The sequence below is a fragment of the Mesorhizobium sp. M0437 genome, assembly GCF_040321335.1.
Taxonomy (GTDB): Bacteria; Pseudomonadota; Alphaproteobacteria; order Rhizobiales; family Rhizobiaceae; genus Mesorhizobium.
In genome coordinates this window covers 91,276-116,426 of the sequence record NZ_JAMYRK010000002.1, presented here as the reverse complement: position 1 = coordinate 116,426, position 25,151 = coordinate 91,276, and the positions used below count along the sequence as shown (strand labels likewise).

The window sequence follows — 25,151 nt, the reverse complement described above, 5'->3', positions numbered from 1 at the left end:
TTCCTTGCGCATCGCAGAGCGCATCGGCATTCACAACATAAGCCTTCTTGTTGCTCTCGCCATTCTCGTGCTCATTTTCGGCACCCTGAGAGGCGACGTGTTCTTCTCCAGCCGAAACCTGCTGAACATCGGTCTAGGCATTACCATCCTGGGCGTTCTGGCGATGAGCCAGACCGTGGTTATTGTCGCCGGAGGGCTCGATATTGCCGTCGGCGCAATTGTCGGTCTGACCACAGTATCGACGGCAATGGCCATCCAGGCCACCGGATCACCCGCCGCGGGCATTCTTGCCGGCCTGGTCCTGGGCGGTGTTGCCGGCCTCGTGAACGGCATCATCATCACCTATGGGCGGGTCAACGCTGTCATCGCGACTCTCGGTACGATGGCGATCTTCCGCGGCATCGCGTTCATCATGTCCGACGGGCAATCGATCGCGATTTTCAGCGAGACTTTCCGCTTCATCGGGATCGGACGAATCCTCGGCCTGCCTCTGCTGATCTGGATTCTCTTGCTGACCGCGATCGTGTTCCATCTCTTCCTTGCCCGCTCGATCGTTGGCCGCAACATCTATGCCCTGGGCGGCAATCCCGTTGTCGCACGCTTCTCCGGCATCAACATCAACCGCTACCGCGTCGGCATCTACATCATGAGTGGAGTGGCGGCCGGCTTGGCCGGGATTCTGTTGGCTGCCCGTACCGGCTCCGGGCAGCCCGTATCCGGATCCCAAGGCCTGGAACTCGAGGCCATCACAGCGGCCGTTCTTGGTGGCTGCGCCTTGCAGGGCGGCAAGGGCACGATCGTCGGCGCACTGCTGGGCGTCGCCATCATTGGCGTCCTCAACAACGGAATGATACTGACGTCCGTGCCAACCTTCTATCAGTTGCTTGCCAAGGGCTCGCTGCTGATACTTGCTGTGGTAATTGCCGAGTACCACTTGAACAGGACATGACGATGGACGCGGCGATCGCTTCGACTGGCCAAGGCAAGCATGACATTCCTGCCGCAGATGGCACCACGTCATCGCTCAAGGATCGCATCGCACGCGATCTCGGACAGCGCATCCTCGCCGGCTCCTACGCCCAGCACTCCGTCCTGCCGACGGAAGCCGAGCTTTGCGTTATCTACGGGGCGAGCCGCACCGCGCTTCGCGATGCTCTTCTGACGCTTTCGGCGAAAGGATTGATCGAGGCGCGCAAGCGGGCCGGGACGCGTGTGCGCGTGTCGAGCGAATGGAACAGGCTGGATGCACAGGTTTTGGAATGGATGCGCGATATCGAGCCCGATCTCGATTTCGTCCGAGGATTGATCGAGGCGCGGCTGGTCATTGAACCCGCTGCCGCCCAACTTGCGGCCAAGATGGCGACGTCAGGCGATCTCGCGGTCATCGAAGCGGCCTATGAAGCCATGCGCATTGCTCCGCAGGATGATCTCGCTGCGTGTCTCGATGCCGACGTCAGGTTTCATACGGCCATCCTGCGTGCCAGCCGCAACCCGGTGTTCGCCAATCTCGGCAATATGCTTGCGGCCGCCCTCAGCTTCTCCTTCCGCTTGACCACATCGGCCACCGCTAATTACCAGCAGACGCTGAGCGCGCATGGCGACGTGCTGGAGGCAATCAGGATGCGGAGGGCCGACGATGCACACGATCAGATGAAGGCGCTCATCGGGATCGCGTCGAACGACCTTCTTGCAGTGGCTCGCAAAGGCCGCCATCAACAGCCGATCGCCGCTGCCAAGGCCAATACCGTCTGAAGCGGATGGTCGGGACGATCAAGATCAGAAGCGGAGACCTGTCTGCTGAAATCGTCCCATCGCTTGGGGCAGGTCTTGCGAGACTGGACCATGGACGCGTGCCGCTCTTCAGGCCTTGGCCGAACGGCGGGAGCAGCAACCCGTTCGACCTTGCCTGCAACCTGCTTTTGCCATGGTCAAATCGCATCTCGGGCGGCGGGTTCACATTCGACTGCAAATTCCACGAACTGCCTGCCAATGTTGCACGCGAGCCCTTTCCCATTCACGGCAATGGATTTTCGAGCGAGTGGGACGTCGACAGCATAACGCAGGACAACGCAAAGCTGTCGCTCATCAGCAACGGGCCTGGCCCATACCGATATCGCGCCGAGGTGAGCTACGCGCTGGCCGGACAGGGGCTCGAGCTGAAACTTCGCATCGTCAATCGGGCATCGATCAGATTGCCGTTCGGGCTTGGCATCCATCCATGGTTCCCGAGAACAGCGTTGACCACGCTTCACGCCGCGGCATCACAGGTTTGCATCGAACGGCCCAACCACCTCCCTGAACGGTTTGTGGATATCAAAACCCATCCCGATTGGAATTTCGGCGCCCCGGCCGCCTTGCCGAGCGGATGGATAAACAATGTGTTCGCTGGCTGGGATGGTGTCGCCTCCATATCTTGGCCAGAGCACAGTTGCAGCCAGCGGATTGAAGCTTCATCGCCCTTGAATTTGTACCTGGTCTATTCGCCATCGGACGAGAGCGACTTCTTCTGTTTTGAACCGGTCAGTCATGTTGTCGATGCTCATAATCGGGGTTCGATCGACAAATGGAATGGACTGTCGGTGCTTGGGCCCGGCGAGAGCCTGGCAGCACGTTGCAGCTTTGCCGTCAGTTAGGCGGACCTCTGCGGCGCCCTCGAATTGGCGGATGTCGGCCTGCATGTCCGGTGACAACGAAGCCGTCTTTTCGTCCAAACGGAGCTTGAGAAGAGGGAACTCCGGCGACCGGGAACCCGCGAGCCAGTTCGACGTTTGCCGGATGTCGCTGCGCAGCTCGTCTGCTTGACGGGCCACCAAATGTGCCTGGCAGGATTGGATCAATGACGGATGTTGAACCAAAAGAATTCGTGCTCGCGGGCATCGTCATGAAGCGACTGGTCTCCGGCGAACAGACGGGAGGCTTGTTGAGTCTGTTCGAAAACAGAAGCGACGGGCACACCAAAACGCCAATCCATGTTCATGCGAATGACGACGAGACGGTCTACGTCATCGAAGGGCACTTGACCGCAATTGTGGACGGTGTGGTCCGAACGCTCTCGCCCGGCGAGAGCATGTTTTTGAAGCGGGGCATCCCGCACCAGCTTATGAATCCCGGCAATCAGCTCGTTCGCTATATCCTGATAGACACGCCAAGTGTGTTCGAGCAGTTTCTCGCCGAAGGTGGCCATGAACGCAGCAAGGGAGAGGTGGTCGGGCCGCCAACGCCTGCCGATATCGAGCGGCTCAAAGTAGCCGCGCCGAAGTTTGGGATTACGCTCCTGCAGGACTGGCCGGCAAGAGAGTAGATGACTTCGTGATGGCGGCTTGGATCGCCGCTAAAGCCGGCCCTTGCCCGAGGAACCGGTATTGGCTAGCCGTCGGCAATCCAATCCGAGAGGCTTCGCGAAAAACTTCGCGGCACGATGAGCTCGCACGCGGTCTCGCCGGTGCGCAGGAAGAGCACGGGCACGTGATGGAGGGATGTTTGCACGGCGCGGCCCGGAGCGGCGGTCGGCGCGTGCCAGTTGACGGCAATGCAGCCGGACAGAAGCCTTGCGATACCAGGGCCGGCCATTTTCAAACGAACACGACCTTCCCCGAGGGGCACGGAACAGCCGAGATCGGGGTCGACGACAAGGGCTGGCGCCTCTGTGCCTTCGTCGAGAGCCAGCCAAAGGCGGCGAGGTGCAACGCGGATGGTCAAAAGGCCCTTGTGGCGAACCGTCTCTCCCACCGAAGCGGGAAGTTTCGTGTTGAGCGACGCCGAGACGCTCTTTTCGAATTGTCTCAGTGTCGCGTCCCAGCCCTCGATCTGGATAAGCGGACAATCCGCCACGGACAGACTGAAATCCCGAGAAGAGGTCAAGCTAGCCATGCAGCCGTTCTCCCTGCGGATCGATGAATACCGGCGAGACAACGCGGGCGCGAACCGTTTCGGCCTTCATCGGATAGACCGCCACGACCTCGCTTCCTTCTGCCGCGACATCACCGGCAAGCAGGGCCAATCCGACATAGCGGTCGAGTTCTGGGCTAAAGGTGATCGAGGTCACCCGGCCGCGGCCATGGCCCTCGATCTTGTCGTCCGGCAGGAACAGGATCGCCCCGCCGCGGAGGCGCTTGCCGTCTTCGGCGCATTCCAGTCCGACCAGCCGCTGGCGCTCAGGCGCCTGATAGGCCTGGCGGCGGCGCAGTACATCGCCGACGAAGCCGCTGCGCTTGCCGGCCATGCGGCCGAGGCCGAGATCGTCGAGCGTCGTGCGCCCATCGATCTCCGGTCCGGCGACATGGCCCTTTTCGACCCGCAGCGCGCCGAGCGCCTCGACACCGTAAGGCTTCAGGTCGAAGGGTGTGCCGGCTTCGAGCAAGAGGCTCCAGAGCTGTTCACCGGCAGTGGCGCCGACATAGACTTCGTAAGCGCGCTCGCCGGAATAACTGAGGCGCAGGATGCGGAGCCCACGGCCCTGCCACTCGCTTTCGAGTAGCCCCATATGCGGAAGCGCCGCGTCGGAAACGTCGAGACCAGGAAAAGCAGCACCGAGGATTGCGCGGCTGTTAGGCCCGGCAACCGACATCGCCGCCCATTCATCGCTGACCGAGGTAACGGCCACGCGCAAATCCGGCCAGGCCGTGTCGAGCAGGAATTCGAGACGCGACAGCACATCGGCGGCCTTGGCGGTCGACGTGGTCATGAAGAACCGGTTTTCCGCCAGCCGCGTCGTGGTGCCGTCGTCGAAGACGATGCCGTCGTCGCGCAGCATGACGCCGTAGCGGGCGCGGCCGACCGGCAGCCTGGCAAATCCGTTGGCATAGACGCGGTCGAGGAAGATTGCCGCATCCGGGCCCTGGACATCGATCTTGCCGAGCGTGGAGATGTCCATCAGCCCCGCGGCCTGACGCACGGTACGCATTTCGGCAACATAGGCCTCGTTCACGTCGCGGCCCGACTGCCGGTAGAAATAGGGCCGCATCCAGAGCCCGACCTCGAGCATCTCGGCGCCGTTCGCCATGTGCCGGTCGTGCATCGGCGTGCGGCGGATCGGCTTGAAATGATGGCCGACGGCGCGTCCGGCAAGCGCGCCGATCGCCACCGGCGTATAGGGCGGGCGGAAGGTCGTGGTGCCGGTCTCGGGAATCGTTGCGCCGCGCAGCGCTGCCATGGCGGCAAGTGCGGGAAAATTGCTGGTCTTGCCCTGATCGGTGCCCATGCCGAGCGTGGTGTAGCGCTTCAGATGCTCGACCGATTCATAGCCCTCACGATGGGCGAGCTCGATATCCCCGGTCGTCACGTCCATCTGGAAATCGACGAAGGCCTTTCCGCGTCCAGCGGGCAGGGCTTCGCGAAGCACGGTCGAGGCGGTCTCATCGAGATCGAGTTTCGATGGAGCGGGCACCGGCGCCGACTTGCCGCAGGAGGCTGCCGCTTCGATGCCGGCGCGATGGCCGTGCTCGACGGCAGCGGCGGTCGCATAAGCTCCTATCATTGCGCCGGCGCCGAACTGGCTGGCTGAAAAGACGCCCGGCACGAAGCCGTCAATGTCGTCGCGATAGACAGGTTTGACACCGAGGTGGGAGGTGAGATGCACGGTTGGCGACCAGCCGCCGGAGATGCAGACCAGGTCGCAGGCGGCCGAGGATTGTCCCTCCGGTCCATTGAGCGTTACGCGCCTGACGGTATGGCGGCCGTGCAGGTCGACGATGCGCGTTGCGGCCCGCACCACCACGCCGAGCCGTGCGGCTTCCGCGGCAAGTGCTGCGGGCGGGACGGCGCGCAGATCGGCAATCGTCACCTCCGCGCCGGCTGCGGCGTAATCGAAGGCGGTGCGCCAGGCACCGTCATTGCTGGTGGCGACGATGATTTTCTTGCCCGGCAGGACGGCGAAACGGTTGAGGTAGGTCCGCGCGGCCGAGGCAAGCATGACGCCGGGCCGGTCGTTGTTCGAGAACACGATCGGCCGCTCGATGGCGCCGGTGGCGAAAACGATGGCGCGGGCGCGCAGCATGGTGACCGTTTGGCGTGTCTCGCCATTCGGCTGCGGATCGGTTGGATCGCGCTGTTCGACCAGTCCAAGCACATTGCCGTCATAGCTGCCGAAAGCCGTCGTCCGCTTCATCAGCGTGATGGTTTCGAAGCCCTCCAACTCGGCCGCGGCCTGCCTCAGCCATGCGGCCGCTGCGCTGTCGGACGGTTCCGCCAGAAGCTGGCCGCCAAGCAGGAAATCCGGCTCGATCAGCGCGACCCGCGCGCCGGCCGCGGGGGCCGCCCGCGCCGCCGACAATCCCGCCGGGCCGCCGCCGACGATAGCGACATCGGCGAAGGCATGATGAACCTCGTAGCGGTCGGGATCGGGGCCGGTGGCGGCTCTGCCCAGGCCGGCCGCCTTGCGGATGAAATGTTCGTAAAACATCCAGGCGCGGCGCGTCGGGCCCATGAAGGTCTTGTAGTAGAAGCCGGCGGACAGAAACGGCGCGAAAAGGCCGTTGACGCTTTGCACGTCGAAGGCAAGCGACGGCCAGCGGTTCTGGCTCTCCACGACCATGCCGTCGGCGAGTTCCAGCGTCGCCGCCGGCAGGTTCGGCTCGCGCCTGCCGGCGCTCCCGAGCGTAACCAGCGCATTCGGCTCTTCGGGCCCGGCGGAAAAAATGCCGCGCGGGCGATGATATTTGAAGCTGCGACCGACCAGGGTGACGCCATTGGCGAGCAGCGCGGAGGCGAGCGTGTCGCCGCGATACCCAATCAGCTTGCGGCCATCGAAGGTGAAATCTACCGGCACCTCGCGACTGATGCGGCCACCCGCTGGCAGGCGTTTGCGGTTCGAACTCATGCCGGTTGTTTCCTGACAGTCGATTTCCTGGCGAAGTCGACGGATGCGATCGCGTGGTTGCGGGTGTCGCGTTCGACCACCAGCCATTGCCGGCAGCCGGTCACGTGCTGCCAGAATTCACGGTGCGGGCCGGCCGGGTTTGTCCTGATATAGACGTAGCGGTACCAGGCCTCCGGATCGGCATCGTCATGGGTTGGACGCGTGACCGAGGCATCGCCGCCATAGCGGAACTCGTCATGGTCGCGCGGGCCGCAGCAGGGGCATTCGATGCGCAGCATTTTGTCCCGCCTCCTATTGCAGCCAGGCGGAAGGGCCGATACCGGCCTCATCGAGCGTGTGGCCGGTGCGGAAACGATCGAGTCCGTAGGCCGCGATCAGGGGATGCGGCTTGCCGGTGGCGATCGTGTGGGCGAAGCACCAGCCGGAAGCCGGCGTCGCCTTGAAGCCGCCATAGCACCAGCCGCCATTGAGATAGAGGCCGTCGATCGGCGTCGGGCAGATGATCGGGCTGGCATCGGGAGTCATGTCCATGACGCCGCCCCAGTGGCGCAGCAGACGGACGCGCGAAATGCACGGCATCAAAGCAATCGCCGCCTCCGCCACCTCGCGCACGACGCCGAGATTGCCGCGCTGGGCGTATGAATTGTAGCCGTCGAGATTGCCGCCGAAGACCAGTCCGCCCTTGTCGGACTGGCTGACGTAGAAATGGTCGGCGCCGTAAGCGACGACGTGATCTACCAGCGGCTTCAGCGGCTCGGTGACAAAGGCTTGCAGGACGTGGCTTTCGATCGGCAGGTCAAGGCCGGCCTTGGCACCGAGCACGGATGTATGACCGGCAACAGCGAGGCCGACCTTGCCGGCGCCGATCCGGCCTTTCGTCGTTTCGACGCCGACGATACTGTCGCGGTCGCGGAGGAAGCCTGTCACTTCGCAGTTCTGGATTATGTCGACGCCATGGCTGTCGGCGGCGCGCGCATAGCCCCAGGCGACGGCGTCGTGGCGCGCCGTGCCCGCCCGGCCCTGGAAGATGGCACCATGGATCGGAAAGCGGGCGGTGTCGGAAAAATCGAGATAGGGCACGAGACGGCGCACCTCGTCGCGGTCGAGGATATCGGCATCAATGCCATTCAGCCGCATGACATTGGCGCGGTGGCTGAAGCCGTCGAGCTGATCGGCCGAATGCGCCGTGACGAGCTGGCCGCGCTGCGAGAACATGACGTTGAAGTTCAGCGCGCGCGACATGCCCTCCCAGAGCTTCATCGAGAATTCGTAGAACTGGGTGTTGCCGTCGAGCAGGTAGTTGGAGCGGATGACGGTGGTGTTGCGGCCGACATTGCCGCCGCCGACATAGCCCTTTTCGAGTACGGCGACGTTACGGATGCCGTGGTTCTCGGCGAGGTAAAAGGCGGTGGCGAGGCCGTGTCCGCCGCCGCCGATGACGATCACATCATAGGACGGTTTTGACTCCGCCGCACGCCAGGCGCGCTGCCAATTCTTCTGGCCGGCGAGCGCGTTGCGGAAAATCGAGAGTGCCGAGTAGCGCGCCATGCGTGCGGGCCTATCGAACGATCGGGCCGGCCGGCGTGCGGGTGAGCACTTCGGCGCCCGCGTCGGTCAAAAGCACCGTGTTGGAGACGAAGTCATTGCCGTGACCCGTTCCCATCAGCCATGACAGGATGTGGAAGCTCATCCCCGTTTCGATCTCGAGGTCGGAGCCGTGTCGCAAGCCGGTCACCGAATTGCCGCCGGTCCATGACGGCGGCTGGCCGGCGCCGACAAGGTAGCCGCAGTGATGGCGGCGATAGTGGGAAAGGCCGGCCTCGTCGGCGACGGCCTGCCAGGCGGCGTAAACATCACGCGCCTTGGCGCCCGGCCGCAGCGCCTCGACGACCGCGTTGAAGGCCTTGGCGGTCACCTCCGCCATTGCGGCGTCTTCATCGCTGATGTGGCCGATGCGAACGAGCCGGCCGAGCGGGGCATGGTAGCGCGAGATGCACCCGGACAGTTCGACAAAGACCGGCTCGCCCTTGCGGTAGATTCCGTCGCCCCAGGTCGTGTGCTCTTCACCCAGGCGCGCGGCCGGGCGGATGAACGGTCCGAAGCCCGGCGCATGACCGCCGGCGCGGATCATTGCCGAAACACATTGGGCGGCGACCTCCTGTTCGGAAGCGCCATCGGAGATCGCGGCGATCGCGGCACCGGCGGCGGCGTCCGTCACCTTTGCGGCACGCCGCATCAGCGCCTGTTCTTCGGCGCTCTTCACCCGCCGCATCTTGTCGATCAGACCGGAGACATCGCTCCACGTTGCATCGGCTTGCGTCTGGAGCGCCACGGCAAGTCCATGGCTAAGGCCGGCCGTCCAGCATTCGAGGCCGATCCGCTTGCCCGACAGGCCGAGCTCCGCAAGCATCCGCGCGGCAAGGTCGGCCGCCGTTTCGCTGTCAGAGTGGCCACGGAATTCCGCTGCCTTCACCTGCTTCTCGATCGTCACCTTCTCCATCGAGCGGGTGACCAGGACGGGGTTTCCCAGGAGCGGAACGATCAGCAGGTGAGGGGCAAAATACCCCCAGTGATCAAGCCCGGTGAGATAGAAGACGTTCTCCGGCGAGGCAAACACCGCCGCGTCGAGCTCCCGCTCGATCAGTGCAGTACGGACCTTTGCCAGGCGGCCGGCGATTTCGGCTTCGGAAAACGGATTGCGGTCCATCGGGCGTCCTCGTGCTTGTTGCCGGCTTGCTGGCGGGCATGGTCTTTTCGGCAGCCGGTTTCCCGGCCGCCATGTCAGTCGATGACGATGAGTTCGCGCGCCACGTCGCAGAGGCGTTCGCCGCCCCGTTCCGTGACGACGAACGACTCCGAGATGGCGATGCCGAAATCGTCGAGCCAGACGCCGGCCATGAAATGGAAGCACATCCCGGACTGCATCTTGGTAGTATCGCCGGGACGAAGGCTTGCGGTGCGTTCACCCCAATCGGGCGGGTATGCGAGCCCGACCGGATAGCCGACCCGGCTTTCCTTCTTCAGCCCGTTCCGTCGCAGGACTGCCTGCCAGGCGGCTTCCACCTGTTCGGCGGTGTAGCCGGGGCGCGCCTTCTCGAGGCCGGCGTCGACACCCTCGACGATTGCCTTGGCCATGTCGAGGATGGCTAGCGGCGGCTTGCCGAAATGTACGGTCCGCGTCAGCGCCGCGTGATAGCGGCGCCGCACGCCGGCGATCTCCAGAATGGCGGGGCCGCTGTCCGGCAGCGGCGCGTCGGACCACGTCAGATGCGGCGTGCTGGTGCCCTCGCCGACGGGCATCAGCGGACAGATCGCGGCATAGTCGCCGCCCGCTCCGGGCACCCCCATGATCTGCGCGTGATAGATTTCCGCAATGACATGGTTCTGAGGCACACCGGGCCGCATTTTCCCGATGGCGCGGTTCATGGCATGCGTGCAGATCGCACCCGCCTCGCGGATCAGCACCAGCTCGGCTTCGGATTTGACCAGCCGCGCCCAGTTAACGAGATCGTGGTTGTTGGCGAAATGCGCGTCGGGCAGCCCCTCGACAAGGTGGGCGTGGCAGCGCGCAGTGTAATAATGCGCGTCCATCTCGACGCCGATACGGGCCTTTCCCCAGCCGCGCGACCGGATCAGTTGGGCGAGTTCGTCATAAGGGTGTTCGACGGGCTGCTGCACCAGCCGTTCCGAGAACGGCACGATGTTTGTCTCGGGCAGGCCGGTGGTCAGGCGTGCGCTCTTGGCATCCTGCGCCCTGCCGAACCAGATCGGCCGGTCCTCCTCCAGATGGACGAGCACGCACTGCGGAACGTAGAACGACCATCCGTCATAGCCGGTCAGCCAGCACATGTTGGCTGGATCCTGACAGACGATGAGATCGAAGCCGGCTTGTTGCATGCGTGTCTTCACGCCGGCGAGGCGCTGCCCATACTCCGCTTGCGTGAATGTCCCGAAGCCCTTCGCGGTCGCCACCGAAATCCTGCCTTCCAGTACGCCGCTTGCCCTTTGATAAAATATGGGCAAGCAGGCCCAAATTGTGCACAACTCGACGTCAATTTTGTTGGCTAACTACGAATTATCGCCGAATTTCCATGGTTTCTATATCTCTGCTTGCGAAATGTCTAGGGCAGTTGTATACGTCTGATCAAGCAGGCGTCGATCTCGAAGAAGGCCGCGCCCTGGGAACCATCCACAGTTGTCCAATGGGAGAAAAGCATGTTCAATTCATCGATATCGCGCCGCATGGTCGTGAAAGCGGCTGCCTGCATCGCGCTCGCCGCGACGTCATTGACCTCGCTGTCCGCTCACGCGGAAACCACCCTCGAACGGGCCAAGAAGGACGGCTACATCCGCGTCGGTTTCGCCAACGAGGCGCCGTTCGGTTACGCCACGCCAGACGGCAAGCTGACCGGCGAGGCGCCGGAAGTCGCCAAGGCGGTGCTCGCCAAGATGGGCATACCGCAGGTCGACGGTGTTTTGACCGAATTCGGCTCGCTCATTCCAGGTCTCAAGGCCGGCCGCTTCGATATCATCGCCGCCGGCATGTTCATCACCCCGAAGCGCTGCGCCGAGATCAACTACTCCGAGCCGTCCTACGGCATCGGCGAGGCTATGCTGGTGGCAAAAGGCAATCCGAAAGGCATCAAGGATTTTTCCAGCATCAAGGATAATCCGGATCTCAAGCTTGCCGTGATGGCCGGCGCCGTTGAAGGCGGCTTCGCCAAGGAAGCGGGCGTTGCCGATGGGCAGATCGTCTCCTTGCCCGACCAGTCCAGCCTGGTCGCCGCCGTCCAGTCGGGCCGCGCCGATGCTGCCGCGCTTACCGCCCTTTCGATCGCCGACATGGCCAAGAAGGCCGACGGTGTCGAATCGACCAAGCCCTTCGGCGAGGTCGCCGGCAAGTCGGTGAAAGGCCATGGCGGCTTCGGCTTCCGCAAGGAAGACACCGACCTGCAGCAGGCTTTCAACGCCGAGCTGAAGAAGTTCATCGGTTCGCCGGAGCATATCGCGCTGGTCGAGCCACTCGGCTTCGGCAAGGATTATCTGCCCAACAAGACCACCGCAGAGCTCTGCGCTGGCAAATAGGTTCCCAACTGCTGGCGGCGCGAAAGCGCCGCCCTTTTTTCCCGGGGGAATCGCATGGGAATCCGTACGCTCATTGCCATGCTGGTCATCGCGCTGGTCGTGATCGGCGCGTTGGCAACGCAGGACAGCTATAGAGTGTTCATGCCGGGCCTGCTGCAAGGCGCGGTCCTGACGGTCGAGATCGCCGTCCTCGGCAGCCTGCTGGCAATTATCATGGGCGTGCTTGCAGCACTTGCAAGGATGTACGGCCCGACGCCGCTCAGATGGCTGGCCACGGTTTACGTCGAGATCTTCCGCGGAACGTCGGCGCTGGTGCAATTGTTCTGGCTGTTTTTCGTGCTCCCGCAATTCGGCGTCACGATCAACGCGTTCGTGGTGGCAGTGCTGGCGCTTGGCCTGAATGTCGGCGCCTACGGATCGGAGTGCGTGCGCGGCGCGATCCAGTCCGTCGCCCGCGGGCAGTGGGAAGCGTGTACGGCATTGAACATGAGCCGCCCACAGATGTTGCGCCGGATCATCCTGCCGCAGGCCTTTGTCGCGATGATCCCACCCTGGGGTAATCTGTTCATCGAGCTTCTGAAATCGACGGCGCTGGTCTCGCTGATCACGCTTTCGGATCTCGCCTTCAAGGCGCAGCAAATGAACCAGAACACGTTCAAGACCATTCCGATCTTCACCCTCGTTCTTTTGATGTACCTGGCAATGTCGCTGGTTGTGACCATCGGCATGCGGCTTCTCGAAAGGCGAGCGTCGCTCGGACTGGCGCGGGGGAAGGCGGCATGATCTGGGATTGGGGATTTGCCCTGGAAATCCTGCCGGTGCTTGCCCGCGCCGCCGTCATTTCCATCGAAGCGACGCTGATCGGCTTTGCGCTTGCCGCCTCGCTCGGCCTGGTGCTGGCCGTTGTCCGCATCGCCGTGCCATGGACCAGCTGGACGATTTCGGTGCTGGTCGAGCTGATCCGCTCGACCCCGCTGCTCATCCAGATATTCTTTCTCTATTTCGTCTTTCCGAAATTCGGTGTCGTGCTCGACGCTTTCACCGCCGGGGTGCTGGCCATCGGCATCCACTACGCCGCCTATTGCTCCGAGGTCTATCGCGCCGGTTTCGACAACATCCATCGCGGCCAGTGGGAAGCTTCGATCGCGCTCAATCTCTCGTCCTGGACGACGTTCCGCGACATCATCATTCCGCAGGCGATCCCGCCGATCGTTCCGGCGCTCGGCAATTATCTGGTGGCCTTGTTCAAGGAAACGCCGTTGCTTTCCGCAATCGCCGTGATGGAACTGATGCAGACCGCCAAGATCATCGGCTCCGAAACGTTCCGCTACACCGAGCCGATCACGCTGGTCGGCCTGTTTTTCCTTGCCATGAGCCTGGTTTCGGCGGCGCTCATCCGCTCTCTCGAAGGGCTGCTCAACCGGAGGACCACCCGATGACTGAACAACCGATGGTCCGCTTCGACAATGTATCGAAACGCTACGGCACATTAACCGTTCTCGACGGGCTCAATCTCGAAATAGCGCGCGGCGAAAAAGTCTCCGTCATCGGTCCGTCGGGTTCGGGCAAGACGACGGTGCTGCGCATGCTGATGACGCTGGAGACGATCAATGACGGCGTCATCTGGGTCGAAGGCGAGCCGCTGACCCATATGGAGAGGAACGGCAAGCTTGTTCCCGCCGATCTCGCCCACATCCGCAAGATCCGCGCCAAGATCGGCATGGTGTTCCAGTCGTTCAACCTGTTTCCGCATATGACAGCGATGCAGAACTGCATCGAGGCGCCGATAACGGTGCTCGGCATGAAGCGGGCGGACGCCGAGGCACGAGCGGCCGAGCTGCTGGAGCTGGTCGGTCTGGCCCAGAAGAAGGACCACTATCCGTCACAGCTTTCCGGCGGCCAGCAGCAGCGCGTCGCCATCGCCAGGGCGCTGGCAATGCGGCCCAAGATCATGCTGTTCGACGAGGTGACGTCGGCGCTCGACCCGGAGCTTGTCGGCGAAGTGCTGCAGGTGATAAGGCAAATCGGGCGCGAGCATGATCTCACCATGCTGATGGTCACCCATCAGATGGGCTTCGCCAAGGAGTTTTCCGACCGCGTTTGTTTCTTCTATCAAGGCAAGATCTGCGAGCAGGGGCCGCCAAGCGAACTGTTTGGTGCTCCCAAGAACGAGCGGACACGGCAATTCCTGCATGCTGTCCTGGAGGCTGGGTGACGATCGAGACAGAGGCCAAGCCGCCCACGACGGTGACCGCCGCGCCGCCGCGCCCGCTCTCCGCGCGGGAGCGGTTCGAGCGCATCTACCGGATATTGCGCGACCGCATCTGCCTGCTCGATTATGCGCCGGGAAGCCACCTGTCCGAGGAAGAACTTGCCCAGGAATTCCAGATCAGCCGCACGCCGGTCCGGCGCGTGCTGGCGCGCCTTGAATCCGAGGGTCTGGTTCAATCCGTCCACGGCGTCGGCACGATCGTCACCGACGTCGACATCGAGGAATTGCAGCAGGTCTATCATTTGCGCCTGGAGCTGGCGCTCCTCGTCGGCAAGCTTTCGCCGATTCCGCGCACGGCGGACGATCTTGACCGGATACGGGCGCTCATCGCGCGCTGCGATGCCGATATACTCAATCCCGACCAGCGCGCTTTCCTGCGCCTCAACATGGATTTTTTCTACGAGCTCACGGCGATGACCGGCAACCAGCCACTGCGCGAGATCAGCGAGCGCCTGTATTTTCAGGTCGCGCGCGTCGTCCTGAAGCTGATGCCGCAATTGGGCCTCGTCGAGGAATTCACCGCATTCCGCCGCGAAATGGAAGAGGTCCTTGCCGCGGCCGAAATCGGCGACTGGGAGTCCATCGGGCACATAAGGCGGGCGCATATCTCAATGAGCTTCCGCCGCATGATGCGCCATGCAGGCGAGGCGAATCTGGATAGAGCTACATAATCAGCCCCGTAAGATTATGCTGGTGGACTGCCGTCGAACTGGCTTCGTTTGCCAGGGAAAGCAGGCCGCCCGCCCCGATGCCGATAGAATTTGCCAGCACCGGGAATGACCGGAACGGCCCGATCCTACAGGGCCATACCTGCCCTCAGAGAGCGTCCTCATTCGGTATGTTGGCGGGGTTCCAGACGACCTCCCACAGGTGTCCGTTCGGATCGCGGAAGTATCCGGCATATCCGCCAAAGAACGTGTCCCGGGCAGGCTTGATGATCTCGGCTCCGGCGCGAGCGGCCTCATCCATCACTTGATCGACTTCTTCGCGGCGCACAACGTTGTGTCCGACTGTGAACGAGGTCGAGCTGATCGGCGCCTTGGGCAGGCCAGTGTCGTAGGCGAGGTCGTCCTGCGCCCAGATCGCGAGCTTCAACCCGCCGGACAGCGTGAAGAACGCGACGGCGCCATGCTCGAACTCGCGGCCGATGATCCCTTCCGTCGGCAAGCCGAGACCGTCGCGGTAGAACGCCAGAGAACTCTCGAGGTTGGCGACAGCGATAGTCAAAACCGAAATGCGCGGTTTCATGGCGATCTCCTCTGGTTGTCGGAGACACCAGGATAAAGTCGGGCGACAGTGACGAATTGAACAAAACGGCCAATGAAGAGCGCGACGTGGTTTCACCCGTTCTGCAGCAGGTGATGAATCTGTCGCGGGGTGCTTCCCGTCAGGCGTCGGCTCTCGCGGACAAGATGCGCCTGATCGGAATAGCCCGCCTCGGCTGCCAGGATGGCCGTGGCGCTGTTTGATTGGCTCGAAAGCCGCAGAAAGCGCTGGTAGCGGAGGATACGGTCAAGCGGTCTTGGGGCCATAGCCGAAGCTCTCGTCGAAGCGCCGGCGCAACGTCCTTTCGCTCATCTCGAGTGCGCGCATCAACCAAGGGACGAGCGGCGCGTCGGGTGGCGGCCCGCGCTCGATCAGGCGATATGCCGCCTGCATGGGAACGTCTGGCGCGCGGGAGGCCGCCTCCTCGGCGACGACCTGTTCGAGCGAACAGGCCAGATCCTCGAGATTGTCGCCTGCGCGCACGCGGCTGGCGAGGCGCCGGGCTCGCGCGCCCCATAAATCGTCGAGCAACAGCCTCTGGCCGACAAGCTCGATTTGTGGCACGCCGAGCCATGCCGCCGCCGTGGCAGGATGAAAGCGCAAGCCGATCACGATCTCGCCTGCCGCCAGGACCTCGGTCTGCGGCTCCTTGTCGGGGCCGGCAATTCGGAAGCTGCCTCCGATCCATTGCAGGTCGATCGTTGCATCGGGCATGACGACGATTGGCGGTGCGCCCGCCGGGTCCATTCGATGCGCCCACACCGAAGCAAAGCTCCCGTGAAGCCGCGCCGACGCTGGACGTTGCTGAAATGAACCCGTTGCCTGCGCTGGGACGGGATCGCTCATCTCGCTCCTCTTCGGATTACCGGCGGTGAACCTACGACGCAGTGGCTGCGCCCGCCGTCGCTCGAGACAACAATCTGCACGACCGACAACGTCTGCCAATCGAAAACGGTTGCAAGAATCGGTTGTTTCTTCCGGCCGGAAGGAAGAGGGTAGGTGAATAATCATGTCAGATGCATCGCCTCGGCGGCGCCGTGTGAAGCCATACGTCGATGGCCGTTTTGTTCAATCCGGCAGGCGAGATGCGTGCTTATCTTTCGCCGTCGTACATCACACGAGAGGTATGCATCATGAGCAACAACAACGATCAACGGATCGACTACGTCGAATTCAACGTGAAAGACATTCAGCGGTCACGCGACTTCTACGGAAAGGCCTTCGGCTGGACCTTCACTGACTACGGCACGCAATATTGCGAGTTCAACGACGGGCGCTTGTCAGGTGGCTTCGCCGCTGGCCCAGCGAGGTCCGGAGGAGGCCCGCTCGTCATTCTCTATGCCGATGATTTGCCGGCAACGGTCAAGCGGGTCGAGGAAGCGGGAGGCACGATCGTAAGGCCGATTTATGGGTTCCCCGGCGGCCGGCGCTTTCATTTCGCGGATCCGGATGGTTACGAGCTAGCGGTTTACACCGAGGACGGCAGCAAGGAATGATCGCGTTCCTCCACCACCTTGGATTGGTTTTGCTCGGCGGCGTCTTTATCTGGGCGGGCGCCGAGCATTTCCTCAGGTTCCGGGCAGTTACAGCGTCCCTGGCCGAGCGGGGCTTTCCTGCTCCCAGGCCTCTTCTCGCGGCCGGATCGGTGCTGGAGATCGCAGGCGGCTTTTGCCTAGCAGCGGGCCTTGGTGGACCCTTTCCCGCCGCGACCTTGGCCGTATTCACCATTGCGGCGTCGTTCATGGCGCTCAACTTCTGGCGCTACAGCGGCGATGAACGCGAAGCGCTTCGTACCGGCTTCACCATCAATGTCGCCGTCTTGGGCGGGTTGATTGTCGCCGCGACCATTAGCCTGTGATCATCGTTTCGAGGCGGCGGGCCACTGGACCACGACAGAGCCATTCCACGACGCTGCGCTGCTTGGGCATTTCGTTGATGGCTTCCGCAAGGCCGATCTTCCGGCGTGACCTCCTAAACGGCCAGCTTTGAACGCGGCGCTCTGTACAAAGCCTGCGTCAGGATCGCGACGATGAATCCCATCCCCTGCGATCCTCCTCTAAGGTCCGGCGCCTTGGCTGTCACGGGTCGCCTTAGGCGCTCACGAATGCCCATGGGGCAATGTGGATGAAGGCAGCGCACCTTGTAAACATGCAAGTTCACATTTTAGCGGCGTGAGCAGGCGGCCTGTGAAAATCCATGTTCTGATGTCGTTGCCTCCTCGGCACCGTTCCTGCGACCTATTCCTCAAAGCGACCCGTGGCGTCACGATCGCGCTCGTACCGTCTGGTGAGCGGAAACGGCGGCAACCAGGACTCGCGTCGGATGATCCAGCTTTCGTAGGTTGGCATCAGCTGGTCAGGCGCATCCAGGGACCCCAGGTTTACTTCGATTTCGTCTGCGGTGCGTCCGAAAACGGAGGAGCCGCAGCGGGGACAGAAAAACCGCCCGGCGTAGTCGCGTGTTTCGCCGTCGATCGTCACCGCATCCTCAGGAAAAATCGCGGAAGCGTGAAAAAGGGCGCCATGATGCTTGCGGCAGTCGAGACAGTGACAAAGGCCGACCCGGTATGGGCGCCCTGACGCGACAATTCGGACGTTGCCGCACAGGCAACCGCCGGTGAATCGGTCCATGCTGCGTCTCCTCCAATATCAAGCGGCCGGAATGGTTACAACGACCGGCACTGTTGTTGCAATCGCCGCGCCGCGGGCGGGGACACGTCGTTCTTCCGTGGCGATGACATTGCAGCCGCCTCTCTATGTCTTGCGCGAGCTTGCCGCCGAAAATAGGCTTTGGTTTGTCATATGGAACGAAACGGCGCGTTCCATTGAGCCGCCAACTCGGCGGCCGAGGCGATCTTGACGCCGCAGTCGGCGAGTATGCGTGCGACGGTCGCTACCAGTTCGGCGTTGGACGAGGCTATGCTGCCGTCCGGAAGGAAAAGATTGTTTTCGAAGCCGACCCGGACATGGCCGCCAAGCAACGCGGCGGCGGTCACGCACGCCGCTTCGTTGCGGCCGAAGGCGCAGACGCTCCAATGGTCGAAGCGCGGCATGTTCGCCGCGAGGAATGGCAGGAGATCGGCAGGAACGGACGCCTGTCCCGGCGTGTATCGGCCCAGCACGTAGAGAACCGGTATGCTTGCCCAGGGGATCAGTCCGCGCTGCTGCATGTCCGAAAGCCTGACGGCCTCCTCGGGCGAATAGAGGATGATCTGCGGCGCAACCCCCTCGGTGTGCAGCCAGGCCATGAAGCGCACACAGGCGAGTTCCGATCCGGCATCAGGAACGATTTCGCGAAGCGCCAGCGAGACAGCTTGCGGCTTCACATCTTGTACGACGGCCATCTGTTGGGCCGGCGAATAGATACCGAGCGCTTCGGAGGTGATCTGAATTATCAAGCGGTCGCCGGCAGCACCGCGGATGGCGGCGATCGTCTGGCGGTAGGCGTCGGGGTCGAGCAGATGATTGCCGCTTCTGTCGCGGACATGGACGTGGATCATAGCCGCACCGGCATCGGCGCATTCCGCGGCCGTCCTCGCAAGTTCGGCTGGTGTCAGTGGAATCGCCGGATGGTCGGCCTTGCTGCGACGTCCCCCATTCGGGGCGACGGCTATGGCGATGCGGTCGAGACCAGTGGCCGGCTTCATGGGGACGTTCTGTGAGCGACAAGATTCATATGAATCAATCTTTGATCACACTGAAACAGACGTTGCAATCGCTGGGCTGGCGAGCTAGCAATATCCATGGACCAGGGAGAGCTTGCTGGACAGATCGTCACTGCCTTCGACGGCATGTCGGCGCAGCTTCGGTCCGCTGCGCGCTATGTCCTTGACAAGCCGTATGATGTCGCGCTGTTGTCCATGCGCGAGCAGGCCCGGCACGCAGGAGTGCAGCCGGCGACGATGACGCGGCTGGCCCAGCATCTCGGCCTTGATGGCTACGAGGCGGTACGCGATATCTACGCCGCCGCGATCCGGGACGGCGAAATCGGTTTCGCCGGCAAGGCGGGCCTTCAGGTGGCCAGCCAAAAGCTCAAGGGCGACCACGCGCTGGCGGCCGATATTCTGGATTCGATTTCCAGCCAGCTTTCCCATCTGGCCGAAAGCAGGTCGATCGACCGTCTGGTCGACACGGCCAGGGCGCTGAGTGCGGCAAGGCGCGTCTATTGCCTCGGCCTGCGCTCGAGCCATGCGGTGGCCTGGCATCTGCATTACATCCTGTCGCTGATCGGCGAGAAGTCGGTGCTGTTGCACGGCATCGGCGGAACCGATGGCGACGCTCTGGCCCATGCGACCAAGGACGACGTGCTGATCGCCGCCAGCGTCCTGCCCTACACGCGCTTCACCATCGAGCTTGTCGAGTATGCTGCCGGCCGCGGCGTACCGGTCATTGCGATCACCGACAGCGGGGTAGCCCCCTTGGCGCTGCTTGCCGATCACCTGGTCGTCGTGCCGACCGGCAGCCCGTCCTTTTTCCACACCATGACGCCAGCTTTCATCGTTGCTGAGATCCTCGGTGCTCTTGTCGCAGGACAGGCAGGCGAGGGCGCCGTTGAATCGCTGCGACGCTTCGATGAGCAGGGCGCCGCCCTCAAGACCCACCTGAACCAGCGTGCGCCGAAGAAAATGCCCCTGAGGGACCGTCGATGACACACATTCTTCATCGAACCATCCACTCGACGCTGCCGGTCGCCGTTCGCGGCCAAGGCATCGAACTGTTCGACGCAGAGGGCAAGTCCTACATCGACGCATCGGGCGGCGCGGCCGTGTCCTGTCTCGGCCACGGCCATCCCGACGTGATTGCCGCGCTGCACGCCCAGCTTGACCGCATCGCCTACGCCCATACCAGCTTCTTCACCACCGAGGTGGCGGAGCGCTTGGCGGACCGGCTGGTCGAGGACGCGCCGAAAGGGTTGGACCACGTCTATCTGGTCAGCGGCGGCTCGGAGGCGGTCGAGGCCGCGCTCAAGATGGCCAGGCAATATTTTGTCGAGAAAGGCGAGCCGCAACGGCGCCATCTCATCGCACGCCGGCAGAGCTATCACGGCAATACGCTCGGCGCTCTCGCCACCGGCGGCAACGAATGGCGGCGCGCCCAGTTCAGGCCGTTGCTGATCGAGACCCACCATATCGACCCCTGTTACGCCTATCGCTATCAAAAGCATGGCGAAAGCGACGAAGCCTATGCGGCGCGCGCCGCCCAGCAGCTCGAAGACAAGATCCTCGAACTCGGCCCGGACGAGGTCATCGCCTTTGTCGCCGAGCCGGTGGTGGGTGCCACGCTCGGCGCGGTGCCGCCGGTCGCGGACTACTTCAAGCACATTCGCGCGATTTGCGACCGCTACGGCGTGCTGCTCATTCTCGACGAGGTGATGTGCGGCATGGGCCGTACCGGCACGCTGCATGCGTGCGAGCAGGACGGCATCGCTCCCGACCTGCTGACCATCGCCAAGGGACTCGGCGGTGGCTACCAGCCGATTGGCGCGGTGCTGCTCGGCCGGCATATATTCGATGCCTTTGCCCAAGGCTCGGGCTTCTTCCAGCATGGACATACCTATATGGGCCATCCAATGGCAGCGGCGGCCGGCCTTGCCGTGCAGGAGGTCATCCGGCGTGACGGTTTGCTCGACAACGTCAGCGCAATGGGCGCGCAGCTGGACGAACGCCTGCACCAACGCTTCGATAACCACCATCACGTCGGCGACATTCGCGGGCGGGGTCTATTCAGGGGAATCGAGCTGGTGGTTGATCGCGCCAGCAAGGAACCATTCGACCAGAGGCTTGAACTCAACGCCCGCATCAAGCGCGAAGCAATGGCCCGCGGCCTGATGATTTATCCGATGGCCGGGACGATTGATGGTGTGCGGGGCGTTCATGTGCTTGTGGCGCCGCCATTCATCATTTCCAAACAGGATATCGATCGGATCGTCGAACGGCTCGGTGAGGCGATCGACGCTGCGATCGCTTCAGCGGCCTGAGCCGCACGACGCGGACCGCCTCAACCAGTTCCAACGCGTCATCGGCGACGGGCCGGGACACCCACCAGAGAGGTAGCAACCATGTACAGTTCAATGAAAACCCTGATCGGCGCGGCGGCCTGCATGCTGCTGGCGCTGCCATCCGTCGGAGCCGAGCAGCGCTTCGTCACGGTCGGCACCGGCGGGGTCACCGGCGTCTACTACGCCGTCGGCGGCGCCATTTGCCGACTGATGAACAAGGACCGGCAGAAAACCGGCATCCGATGCTCGACGGAGTCGACCGGCGGTTCGGTCTTCAACGTCAACTCCATCCAGACCGGCGACCTCGATTTCGGCTTGACCCAATCGGACGTCCAGTACCAGGCCTATGAGGGGACCGGAAATTTCGACGGCAAGCCGTTCAAGGATCTGCGGGCCGTGTTCTCTGTCCATCCCGAGCCGTTTACCGTGCTGGCGCGGCCAGACGCCGGCGTCACCAAATTCGAGGACTTCAAAGGCAAACGCTTCAACGTCGGCAATCCCGGGTCAGGCACCCGCTCGTCCATGGAGGAGTTGCTCAAGCAGATGGGCTGGACGCTCGGCGATTTCTCGCTTGCCGCGGAGCTGAAGGCGGACGAGCAGGGCAGCGCGCTGTGCGACAACAAGATCGACGGTTTCTTCTATGGCGTTGGTCATCCTTCCGCGGCGATCCAGGATCCGACCACGGCCTGTGGTGCCAAACTCATCGCGCTGACCGGTCCGGCAGTGGACGCGCTGCTGGCAGCTCATCCGTACTATTCAGTCGCCACCATCAAGGGCGGCATGTACGCCAACAATCCGGACGACGTGACGACATTCGGCGTCCGCGCGACCGTGGTGACGAATGCCAGCACGCCCGATGAGGTGGTCTACGAACTGGTGAAGTCGGTCTTCGAAAATTTCGACGACTTCAAGAAACTGCATCCGGCTTTCGCCAATCTCGATCCCAAGGAGATGATCAAGACCGGTCTGTCGGCGCCAATGCATCCGGGCGCGGAGCGCTATTACAAGGAGAAGGGGTGGCTCTAGGCCTTCAATGCGAGGCGCCACAGGCGCCTCGCATTGCAAATAATTGTGGGGAACGATGACAGATCAAAGCCAGCGGGCGGCAGGGCCTGACCAACCCGTTATCGACGTTGACAAGCTTAGCGAGATCGTCGCCGAGGCCGACACCGGTGGGCGCAAGCCGACCGGCCGCACCGCGAAGCTGATCCTCGGCGTATCGCTGGCATGGTCGCTGTTCCAGCTCTGGTATGCCTCGTCCCTTCCGTTCATGCTCAATTTTGGTGTCGTCAGCGACGGCATCGCCCGCTCTATCCATCTGGCCTTCGCCCTGTTTCTGGCGATGCTGACGTTTCCGGCCTTCAAGACCTCGTCGCGCAGCCGGGTGCCGCTGCCCGACTGGGTGCTAGGCATCGCCGGGGCGGCGTCCGCCCTCTATCTGTTGGTCTTTTACAGCGATATCGCCCATCGGCCGGGTCTTCCTACTACGGCTGACCTGGTCGTCTCGATCGCCGGCGTCCTCATCCTGCTCGAGGCCGCCCGTCGCGCCGTCGGGCCTGCCATCACCGTCATCGCGGCGAGCATGCTGATCTATATCTTTGCCGGGCCTCACCTACCTGGCCTGCTCGGCCATAAGGGCGCGACGTTATCGCGCGCAGCCTCGCAGATGTGGCTGACGTCGGAGGGGGTCTTCGGTGTTGCCCTCGGTGTGTCCACCAACGTCGTCTTCATGTTCGTTCTGTTCGGAACATTGCTGGAGCGCGCCGGCGCCGGCGGCTTTTTCATTCAGCTTGCCTTCTCGCTGCTCGGCAGATACCGCGGCGGTCCGGCCAAGGCCGGTGTCGTGGCTTCCGGCCTGACCGGCATGATTTCCGGGTCGTCGATCGCCAATGTCGTGACCACCGGAACCTTCACCATCCCGCTGATGCGCCGGGTCGGATATTCTGCGGTGAAGGCGGGCGCCATCGAATGCGCGGCCGGCGTCAATGGTCAGCTGATGCCTCCGGTGATGGGCGCCGCCGCGTTCTTGATCGCGGAATATGTCGGCATCTCCTATGCCGAGGTGGTCAAGCACGCCTTCTATCCGGCGCTGCTGACCTACGGCTCCTTGTTCTACATCGTCGATATCGAGGCGATGAAGACGGGGATGAAGGGCCTGCCGTCACGCAGCACGCACTCCGCATTTCAGGGCGCGCTGCGCGGGCTGATGGGCGTATGCGGTTTCATCGTCCTCGCAGGGCTTGTCTATTACGGCATTGGCTGGACGAAGATCGTTTTCGGCGCGGCCGCGACCTGGATGATCACTGCCGCGCTGATCGCCGTCTACATCGGCCTTGTCGCCTACCGGGCGCGTTATCCTGACCTGCCGCTGGAGGATCTGGAGGGCGAGATCGTCAGGATTCCCCACTTCGGCGAGACGGCACGCACCGGCCTGCATTTTCTGCTGCCTGTGATCCTGCTGATCTGGTGCCTGATGGTGGAGGAGTTGTCGCCCGGCCTGTCGGCATTCTGGGGCGCTGTCGCCCTTATGGCGCTGATCGTCACGCAGCGGCCGCTCACCGCCTTTTTCCGCAAGGACCGCGCGCTGGCGCAGCATTGGCTTCACGGTTTCGACGATCTGGTCGGTGGGCTGTCCGCCGCCGCACGCAACATGACGACGGTCGGCATTGCCACTGCGACGGCCGGCATCATCGTCGGCACGGTTCTGCTCACGGGCATCGGGCTGGTAATGACCGAGCTGGTCGAATTCATCTCGGGCGGCAGCTTCATCGTCATGCTTTTGTTCACCGCGGTGATCTGCATCATTCTCGGCATGGGCATGCCGACCACTGCGAGCTATGTCGTCGTCGCCACCTTGATGGCGCCGGTCATCGTCGATTTGGCGGCGCAGAACGATCTTGCCGTGCCGCTGGTCGCCGTCCACATGTTCGTTTTCTATTTCGGGCTGATGGCGGACGTGACGCCGCCAGTGGGTCTGGCAGCTTATGCTGCTGCTGCAATTTCCGGCGCCGATCCGGTGAAGACCGGCATTCAGGGCTTCAAGTACGAGATCCGTACCGGCCTGCTGCCGTTCATCTTCATCTTCAACACCGGACTGCTGATGGTCGATCTCGAAGGTCCGTTCGATTTCGTCGCGATGGTGGCGACATCGACGCTGGCCATGGTCTCGTTTGTAGCAGCGACGCAGAATTGGATGCTCGTGCGCAACCGCTGGTACGAGACGATTGCGTTGCTTGTGGCCTGTTTCATCTTGTTCAGGCCGGGATTGTTGCTCGATCAGGTGAGTGAACCGTATCGGGCAGTACCCGCCACCGAACTCAGCCGTATCGTCGACGAGACGGCCGAGGCAGGCGCGGTTCGCTTGCGCCTGACGACACTGAACCTCAACGGCGATGAGATATCGAAGCTGGTTCGGCTGCAGCTCGGGCCTGCAAATTCATCGGCCGAACGCCTGAAGGCGGCGGGCCTGGACGTCAGTGCGCTTGGCGATAGCGTGACGGTCGGCGTCGTGCGACTGGGCAGCCAGGCAGCCAAATTCGGCCTGCAGCCCGGCGACGAAATCAACCAGGTGCTAGTCCCTGCGGAACGGCCATCGCGCTATTGGTTTACCATCCCGGCCCTGTTGTTGCTCGGTCTCGTCTTCTGGGTTCAGAAGCGGCGAAGGAGGACAATCGGTCTGTAAGCGTCTTGTGAGCGGAAGAGTGTTGGCCAGCA

26 protein-coding genes are annotated in these 25,151 nt (G+C 62.9%); 16 read left to right on the top strand and 10 right to left on the bottom strand.

Going from position 1 to position 25,151, the window contains the following annotated elements; all coding sequences use genetic code 11:
• The first annotated feature begins 4 nt into the window (after positions 1-4).
• The 4 genes from NKI72_RS01890 (at position 5) to NKI72_RS01875 (ending at position 3,301) form a co-directional block, all read left to right on the top strand.
• Positions 5-949, top strand: coding sequence for an ABC transporter permease (locus NKI72_RS01890; protein WP_352849843.1), 945 nt, complete (start codon positions 5-7; stop codon positions 947-949).
• 2 nt (positions 950-951) lie between these two features.
• Positions 952-1,752, top strand: coding sequence for a FadR/GntR family transcriptional regulator (locus NKI72_RS01885; protein WP_352849842.1), 801 nt, complete (start codon positions 952-954; stop codon positions 1,750-1,752).
• A gap of 5 nt (positions 1,753-1,757) precedes the next feature.
• A complete protein-coding gene (locus NKI72_RS01880) occupies positions 1,758-2,633 on the top strand; it encodes an aldose 1-epimerase (RefSeq protein ID WP_352849840.1) in 876 nt (291 codons plus the stop codon).
• Positions 2,634-2,836: 203 nt separating this feature from the next.
• Positions 2,837-3,301 carry a cupin domain-containing protein gene (locus NKI72_RS01875; RefSeq protein ID WP_352470574.1) on the top strand — a complete coding sequence of 155 codons (465 nt, stop codon included), beginning with the start codon at positions 2,837-2,839 and terminating at the stop codon, positions 3,299-3,301.
• Between the two features lie 65 nt (positions 3,302-3,366).
• Here NKI72_RS01875 and NKI72_RS01870 read toward each other — a convergent pair whose 3' ends face one another.
• The 6 genes from NKI72_RS01870 to NKI72_RS01845 all read right to left on the bottom strand — a co-directional run bounded on the left by NKI72_RS01870 (position 3,367) and on the right by NKI72_RS01845 (position 10,789).
• Entirely contained in the window at positions 3,367-3,870 is a 504-nt protein-coding gene (locus NKI72_RS01870; RefSeq protein WP_352612524.1) for a sarcosine oxidase subunit gamma, read from the bottom strand.
• A complete protein-coding gene (locus NKI72_RS01865; protein WP_352849839.1) occupies positions 3,863-6,817 on the bottom strand; it encodes a sarcosine oxidase subunit alpha family protein in 2,955 nt (984 codons plus the stop codon). Before NKI72_RS01865 ends, NKI72_RS01870 begins: the two co-directional genes overlap by 8 nt.
• Positions 6,814-7,095, bottom strand: coding sequence for a sarcosine oxidase subunit delta (locus NKI72_RS01860; protein WP_352470571.1), 282 nt, complete (start codon positions 7,093-7,095; stop codon positions 6,814-6,816). Before NKI72_RS01860 ends, NKI72_RS01865 begins: the two co-directional genes overlap by 4 nt.
• Before the next feature lie 13 nt (positions 7,096-7,108).
• Positions 7,109-8,365 carry a sarcosine oxidase subunit beta family protein gene (locus tag NKI72_RS01855; RefSeq protein WP_352830648.1) on the bottom strand — a complete coding sequence of 419 codons (1,257 nt, stop codon included), beginning with the start codon at positions 8,363-8,365 and terminating at the stop codon, positions 7,109-7,111.
• A gap of 10 nt (positions 8,366-8,375) precedes the next feature.
• Complete coding sequence (locus NKI72_RS01850; protein ID WP_352849838.1) at positions 8,376-9,524, bottom strand: M24 family metallopeptidase; 1,149 nt, start codon at positions 9,522-9,524, stop codon at positions 8,376-8,378.
• Positions 9,525-9,598: 74 nt separating this feature from the next.
• A complete protein-coding gene (locus NKI72_RS01845; RefSeq protein WP_352849837.1) occupies positions 9,599-10,789 on the bottom strand; it encodes a M24 family metallopeptidase in 1,191 nt (396 codons plus the stop codon).
• Positions 10,790-11,032: 243 nt separating this feature from the next.
• Between NKI72_RS01845 and ehuB the strand changes: the two genes are divergently transcribed.
• The 5 genes from ehuB to NKI72_RS01820 are packed head-to-tail and all read left to right on the top strand — an operon-like array spanning position 11,033 to position 14,845.
• Positions 11,033-11,902, top strand: coding sequence for an ectoine/hydroxyectoine ABC transporter substrate-binding protein EhuB (gene ehuB / locus NKI72_RS01840; RefSeq protein WP_352470567.1), 870 nt, complete (start codon positions 11,033-11,035; stop codon positions 11,900-11,902).
• A 54-nt stretch (positions 11,903-11,956) separates the two neighbouring features.
• Positions 11,957-12,685: an ectoine/hydroxyectoine ABC transporter permease subunit EhuC gene (gene ehuC, locus NKI72_RS01835; protein ID WP_352612531.1), complete on the top strand. Its 729-nt coding sequence runs from the start codon at positions 11,957-11,959 to the stop codon at positions 12,683-12,685.
• A complete protein-coding gene (ehuD, locus tag NKI72_RS01830) occupies positions 12,682-13,341 on the top strand; it encodes an ectoine/hydroxyectoine ABC transporter permease subunit EhuD (RefSeq protein ID WP_023674259.1) in 660 nt (219 codons plus the stop codon). The genes ehuC and ehuD overlap by 4 nt, the downstream gene beginning before the upstream one ends.
• On the top strand, positions 13,338-14,117 hold the full coding sequence (gene ehuA, locus NKI72_RS01825) for an ectoine/hydroxyectoine ABC transporter ATP-binding protein EhuA (RefSeq protein ID WP_023717024.1): 780 nt from the start codon (positions 13,338-13,340) through the stop codon (positions 14,115-14,117). Before ehuD ends, ehuA begins: the two co-directional genes overlap by 4 nt.
• Positions 14,114-14,845: a GntR family transcriptional regulator gene (locus tag NKI72_RS01820; RefSeq protein ID WP_352470565.1), complete on the top strand. Its 732-nt coding sequence runs from the start codon at positions 14,114-14,116 to the stop codon at positions 14,843-14,845. The genes ehuA and NKI72_RS01820 overlap by 4 nt, the downstream gene beginning before the upstream one ends.
• A gap of 145 nt (positions 14,846-14,990) precedes the next feature.
• Here NKI72_RS01820 and NKI72_RS01815 read toward each other — a convergent pair whose 3' ends face one another.
• Positions 14,991-15,422, bottom strand: coding sequence for a VOC family protein (locus NKI72_RS01815; protein WP_352470564.1), 432 nt, complete (start codon positions 15,420-15,422; stop codon positions 14,991-14,993).
• Positions 15,423-15,478: 56 nt separating this feature from the next.
• Here NKI72_RS01815 and NKI72_RS01810 point away from each other — a divergent pair, with 56 nt between their 5' ends.
• Complete coding sequence (locus NKI72_RS01810; protein ID WP_352849836.1) at positions 15,479-15,643, top strand: hypothetical protein; 165 nt, start codon at positions 15,479-15,481, stop codon at positions 15,641-15,643.
• Positions 15,644-15,686: 43 nt separating this feature from the next.
• Here NKI72_RS01810 and NKI72_RS01805 read toward each other — a convergent pair whose 3' ends face one another.
• On the bottom strand, positions 15,687-16,187 hold the full coding sequence (locus NKI72_RS01805; RefSeq protein ID WP_352849835.1) for a hypothetical protein: 501 nt from the start codon (positions 16,185-16,187) through the stop codon (positions 15,687-15,689).
• Positions 16,188-16,570: 383 nt separating this feature from the next.
• Between NKI72_RS01805 and NKI72_RS01800 the strand changes: the two genes are divergently transcribed.
• Both NKI72_RS01800 and NKI72_RS01795 read left to right on the top strand, forming a co-directional pair.
• Entirely contained in the window at positions 16,571-16,936 is a 366-nt protein-coding gene (locus NKI72_RS01800; protein WP_352470699.1) for a VOC family protein, read from the top strand.
• Positions 16,933-17,298 carry a DoxX family protein gene (locus NKI72_RS01795; protein ID WP_352849834.1) on the top strand — a complete coding sequence of 122 codons (366 nt, stop codon included), beginning with the start codon at positions 16,933-16,935 and terminating at the stop codon, positions 17,296-17,298. Before NKI72_RS01800 ends, NKI72_RS01795 begins: the two co-directional genes overlap by 4 nt.
• Before the next feature lie 379 nt (positions 17,299-17,677).
• On the opposite strand, the gene NKI72_RS01790 is transcribed toward NKI72_RS01795, so the two are convergent.
• Both NKI72_RS01790 and NKI72_RS01785 read right to left on the bottom strand, forming a co-directional pair.
• Entirely contained in the window at positions 17,678-18,070 is a 393-nt protein-coding gene (locus tag NKI72_RS01790) for a GFA family protein (protein ID WP_352452141.1), read from the bottom strand.
• Between the two features lie 167 nt (positions 18,071-18,237).
• Positions 18,238-19,086, bottom strand: coding sequence for a beta-keto acid cleavage family enzyme (locus NKI72_RS01785; RefSeq protein ID WP_352470561.1), 849 nt, complete (start codon positions 19,084-19,086; stop codon positions 18,238-18,240).
• A 96-nt stretch (positions 19,087-19,182) separates the two neighbouring features.
• Between NKI72_RS01785 and NKI72_RS01780 the strand changes: the two genes are divergently transcribed.
• The 4 genes from NKI72_RS01780 to NKI72_RS01765 all read left to right on the top strand — a co-directional run bounded on the left by NKI72_RS01780 (position 19,183) and on the right by NKI72_RS01765 (position 25,119).
• Positions 19,183-20,088 (top strand): MurR/RpiR family transcriptional regulator, encoded by a 906-nt coding sequence (locus tag NKI72_RS01780; RefSeq protein ID WP_352849833.1) that lies wholly within the window; start codon positions 19,183-19,185, stop codon positions 20,086-20,088.
• Positions 20,085-21,416 (top strand): aspartate aminotransferase family protein, encoded by a 1,332-nt coding sequence (locus NKI72_RS01775; RefSeq protein ID WP_352470559.1) that lies wholly within the window; start codon positions 20,085-20,087, stop codon positions 21,414-21,416. Before NKI72_RS01780 ends, NKI72_RS01775 begins: the two co-directional genes overlap by 4 nt.
• A gap of 93 nt (positions 21,417-21,509) precedes the next feature.
• Complete coding sequence (locus NKI72_RS01770) at positions 21,510-22,463, top strand: TAXI family TRAP transporter solute-binding subunit (RefSeq protein WP_352502597.1); 954 nt, start codon at positions 21,510-21,512, stop codon at positions 22,461-22,463.
• 55 nt (positions 22,464-22,518) lie between these two features.
• Complete coding sequence (locus NKI72_RS01765; RefSeq protein ID WP_352612536.1) at positions 22,519-25,119, top strand: TRAP transporter permease; 2,601 nt, start codon at positions 22,519-22,521, stop codon at positions 25,117-25,119.
• Positions 25,120-25,151 lie beyond the last annotated feature (32 nt).

Bases quoted from the DNA above. Each gene is read 5' to 3' on its own strand.
- NKI72_RS01885 (WP_352849842.1), top strand. From the start codon at position 952: ATGGACGCGGCGATCGCTTCGACTGGCCAAGGCAAGCATGACATTCCT.
- NKI72_RS01880 (WP_352849840.1), top strand. From the start codon at position 1,758: ATGGTCGGGACGATCAAGATCAGAAGCGGAGACCTGTCTGCTGAAATC.
- NKI72_RS01875 (WP_352470574.1), top strand. From the start codon at position 2,837: ATGACGGATGTTGAACCAAAAGAATTCGTGCTCGCGGGCATCGTCATG.
- NKI72_RS01870 (WP_352612524.1), bottom strand. From the start codon at position 3,870: ATGGCTAGCTTGACCTCTTCTCGGGATTTCAGTCTGTCCGTGGCGGAT.
- NKI72_RS01865 (WP_352849839.1), bottom strand. From the start codon at position 6,817: ATGAGTTCGAACCGCAAACGCCTGCCAGCGGGTGGCCGCATCAGTCGC.
- NKI72_RS01860 (WP_352470571.1), bottom strand. From the start codon at position 7,095: ATGCTGCGCATCGAATGCCCCTGCTGCGGCCCGCGCGACCATGACGAG.
- NKI72_RS01855 (WP_352830648.1), bottom strand. From the start codon at position 8,365: ATGGCGCGCTACTCGGCACTCTCGATTTTCCGCAACGCGCTCGCCGGC.
- NKI72_RS01850 (WP_352849838.1), bottom strand. From the start codon at position 9,524: ATGGACCGCAATCCGTTTTCCGAAGCCGAAATCGCCGGCCGCCTGGCA.
- ehuB (WP_352470567.1), top strand. From the start codon at position 11,033: ATGTTCAATTCATCGATATCGCGCCGCATGGTCGTGAAAGCGGCTGCC.
- ehuC (WP_352612531.1), top strand. From the start codon at position 11,957: ATGGGAATCCGTACGCTCATTGCCATGCTGGTCATCGCGCTGGTCGTG.
- ehuD (WP_023674259.1), top strand. From the start codon at position 12,682: ATGATCTGGGATTGGGGATTTGCCCTGGAAATCCTGCCGGTGCTTGCC.
- ehuA (WP_023717024.1), top strand. From the start codon at position 13,338: ATGACTGAACAACCGATGGTCCGCTTCGACAATGTATCGAAACGCTAC.
- NKI72_RS01815 (WP_352470564.1), bottom strand. From the start codon at position 15,422: ATGAAACCGCGCATTTCGGTTTTGACTATCGCTGTCGCCAACCTCGAG.
- NKI72_RS01805 (WP_352849835.1), bottom strand. From the start codon at position 16,187: ATGGACCCGGCGGGCGCACCGCCAATCGTCGTCATGCCCGATGCAACG.
- NKI72_RS01795 (WP_352849834.1), top strand. From the start codon at position 16,933: ATGATCGCGTTCCTCCACCACCTTGGATTGGTTTTGCTCGGCGGCGTC.
- NKI72_RS01790 (WP_352452141.1), bottom strand. From the start codon at position 18,070: ATGGACCGATTCACCGGCGGTTGCCTGTGCGGCAACGTCCGAATTGTC.
- NKI72_RS01785 (WP_352470561.1), bottom strand. From the start codon at position 19,086: ATGAAGCCGGCCACTGGTCTCGACCGCATCGCCATAGCCGTCGCCCCG.
- NKI72_RS01780 (WP_352849833.1), top strand. From the start codon at position 19,183: ATGGACCAGGGAGAGCTTGCTGGACAGATCGTCACTGCCTTCGACGGC.
- NKI72_RS01775 (WP_352470559.1), top strand. From the start codon at position 20,085: ATGACACACATTCTTCATCGAACCATCCACTCGACGCTGCCGGTCGCC.
- NKI72_RS01770 (WP_352502597.1), top strand. From the start codon at position 21,510: ATGAAAACCCTGATCGGCGCGGCGGCCTGCATGCTGCTGGCGCTGCCA.
- NKI72_RS01765 (WP_352612536.1), top strand. From the start codon at position 22,519: ATGACAGATCAAAGCCAGCGGGCGGCAGGGCCTGACCAACCCGTTATC.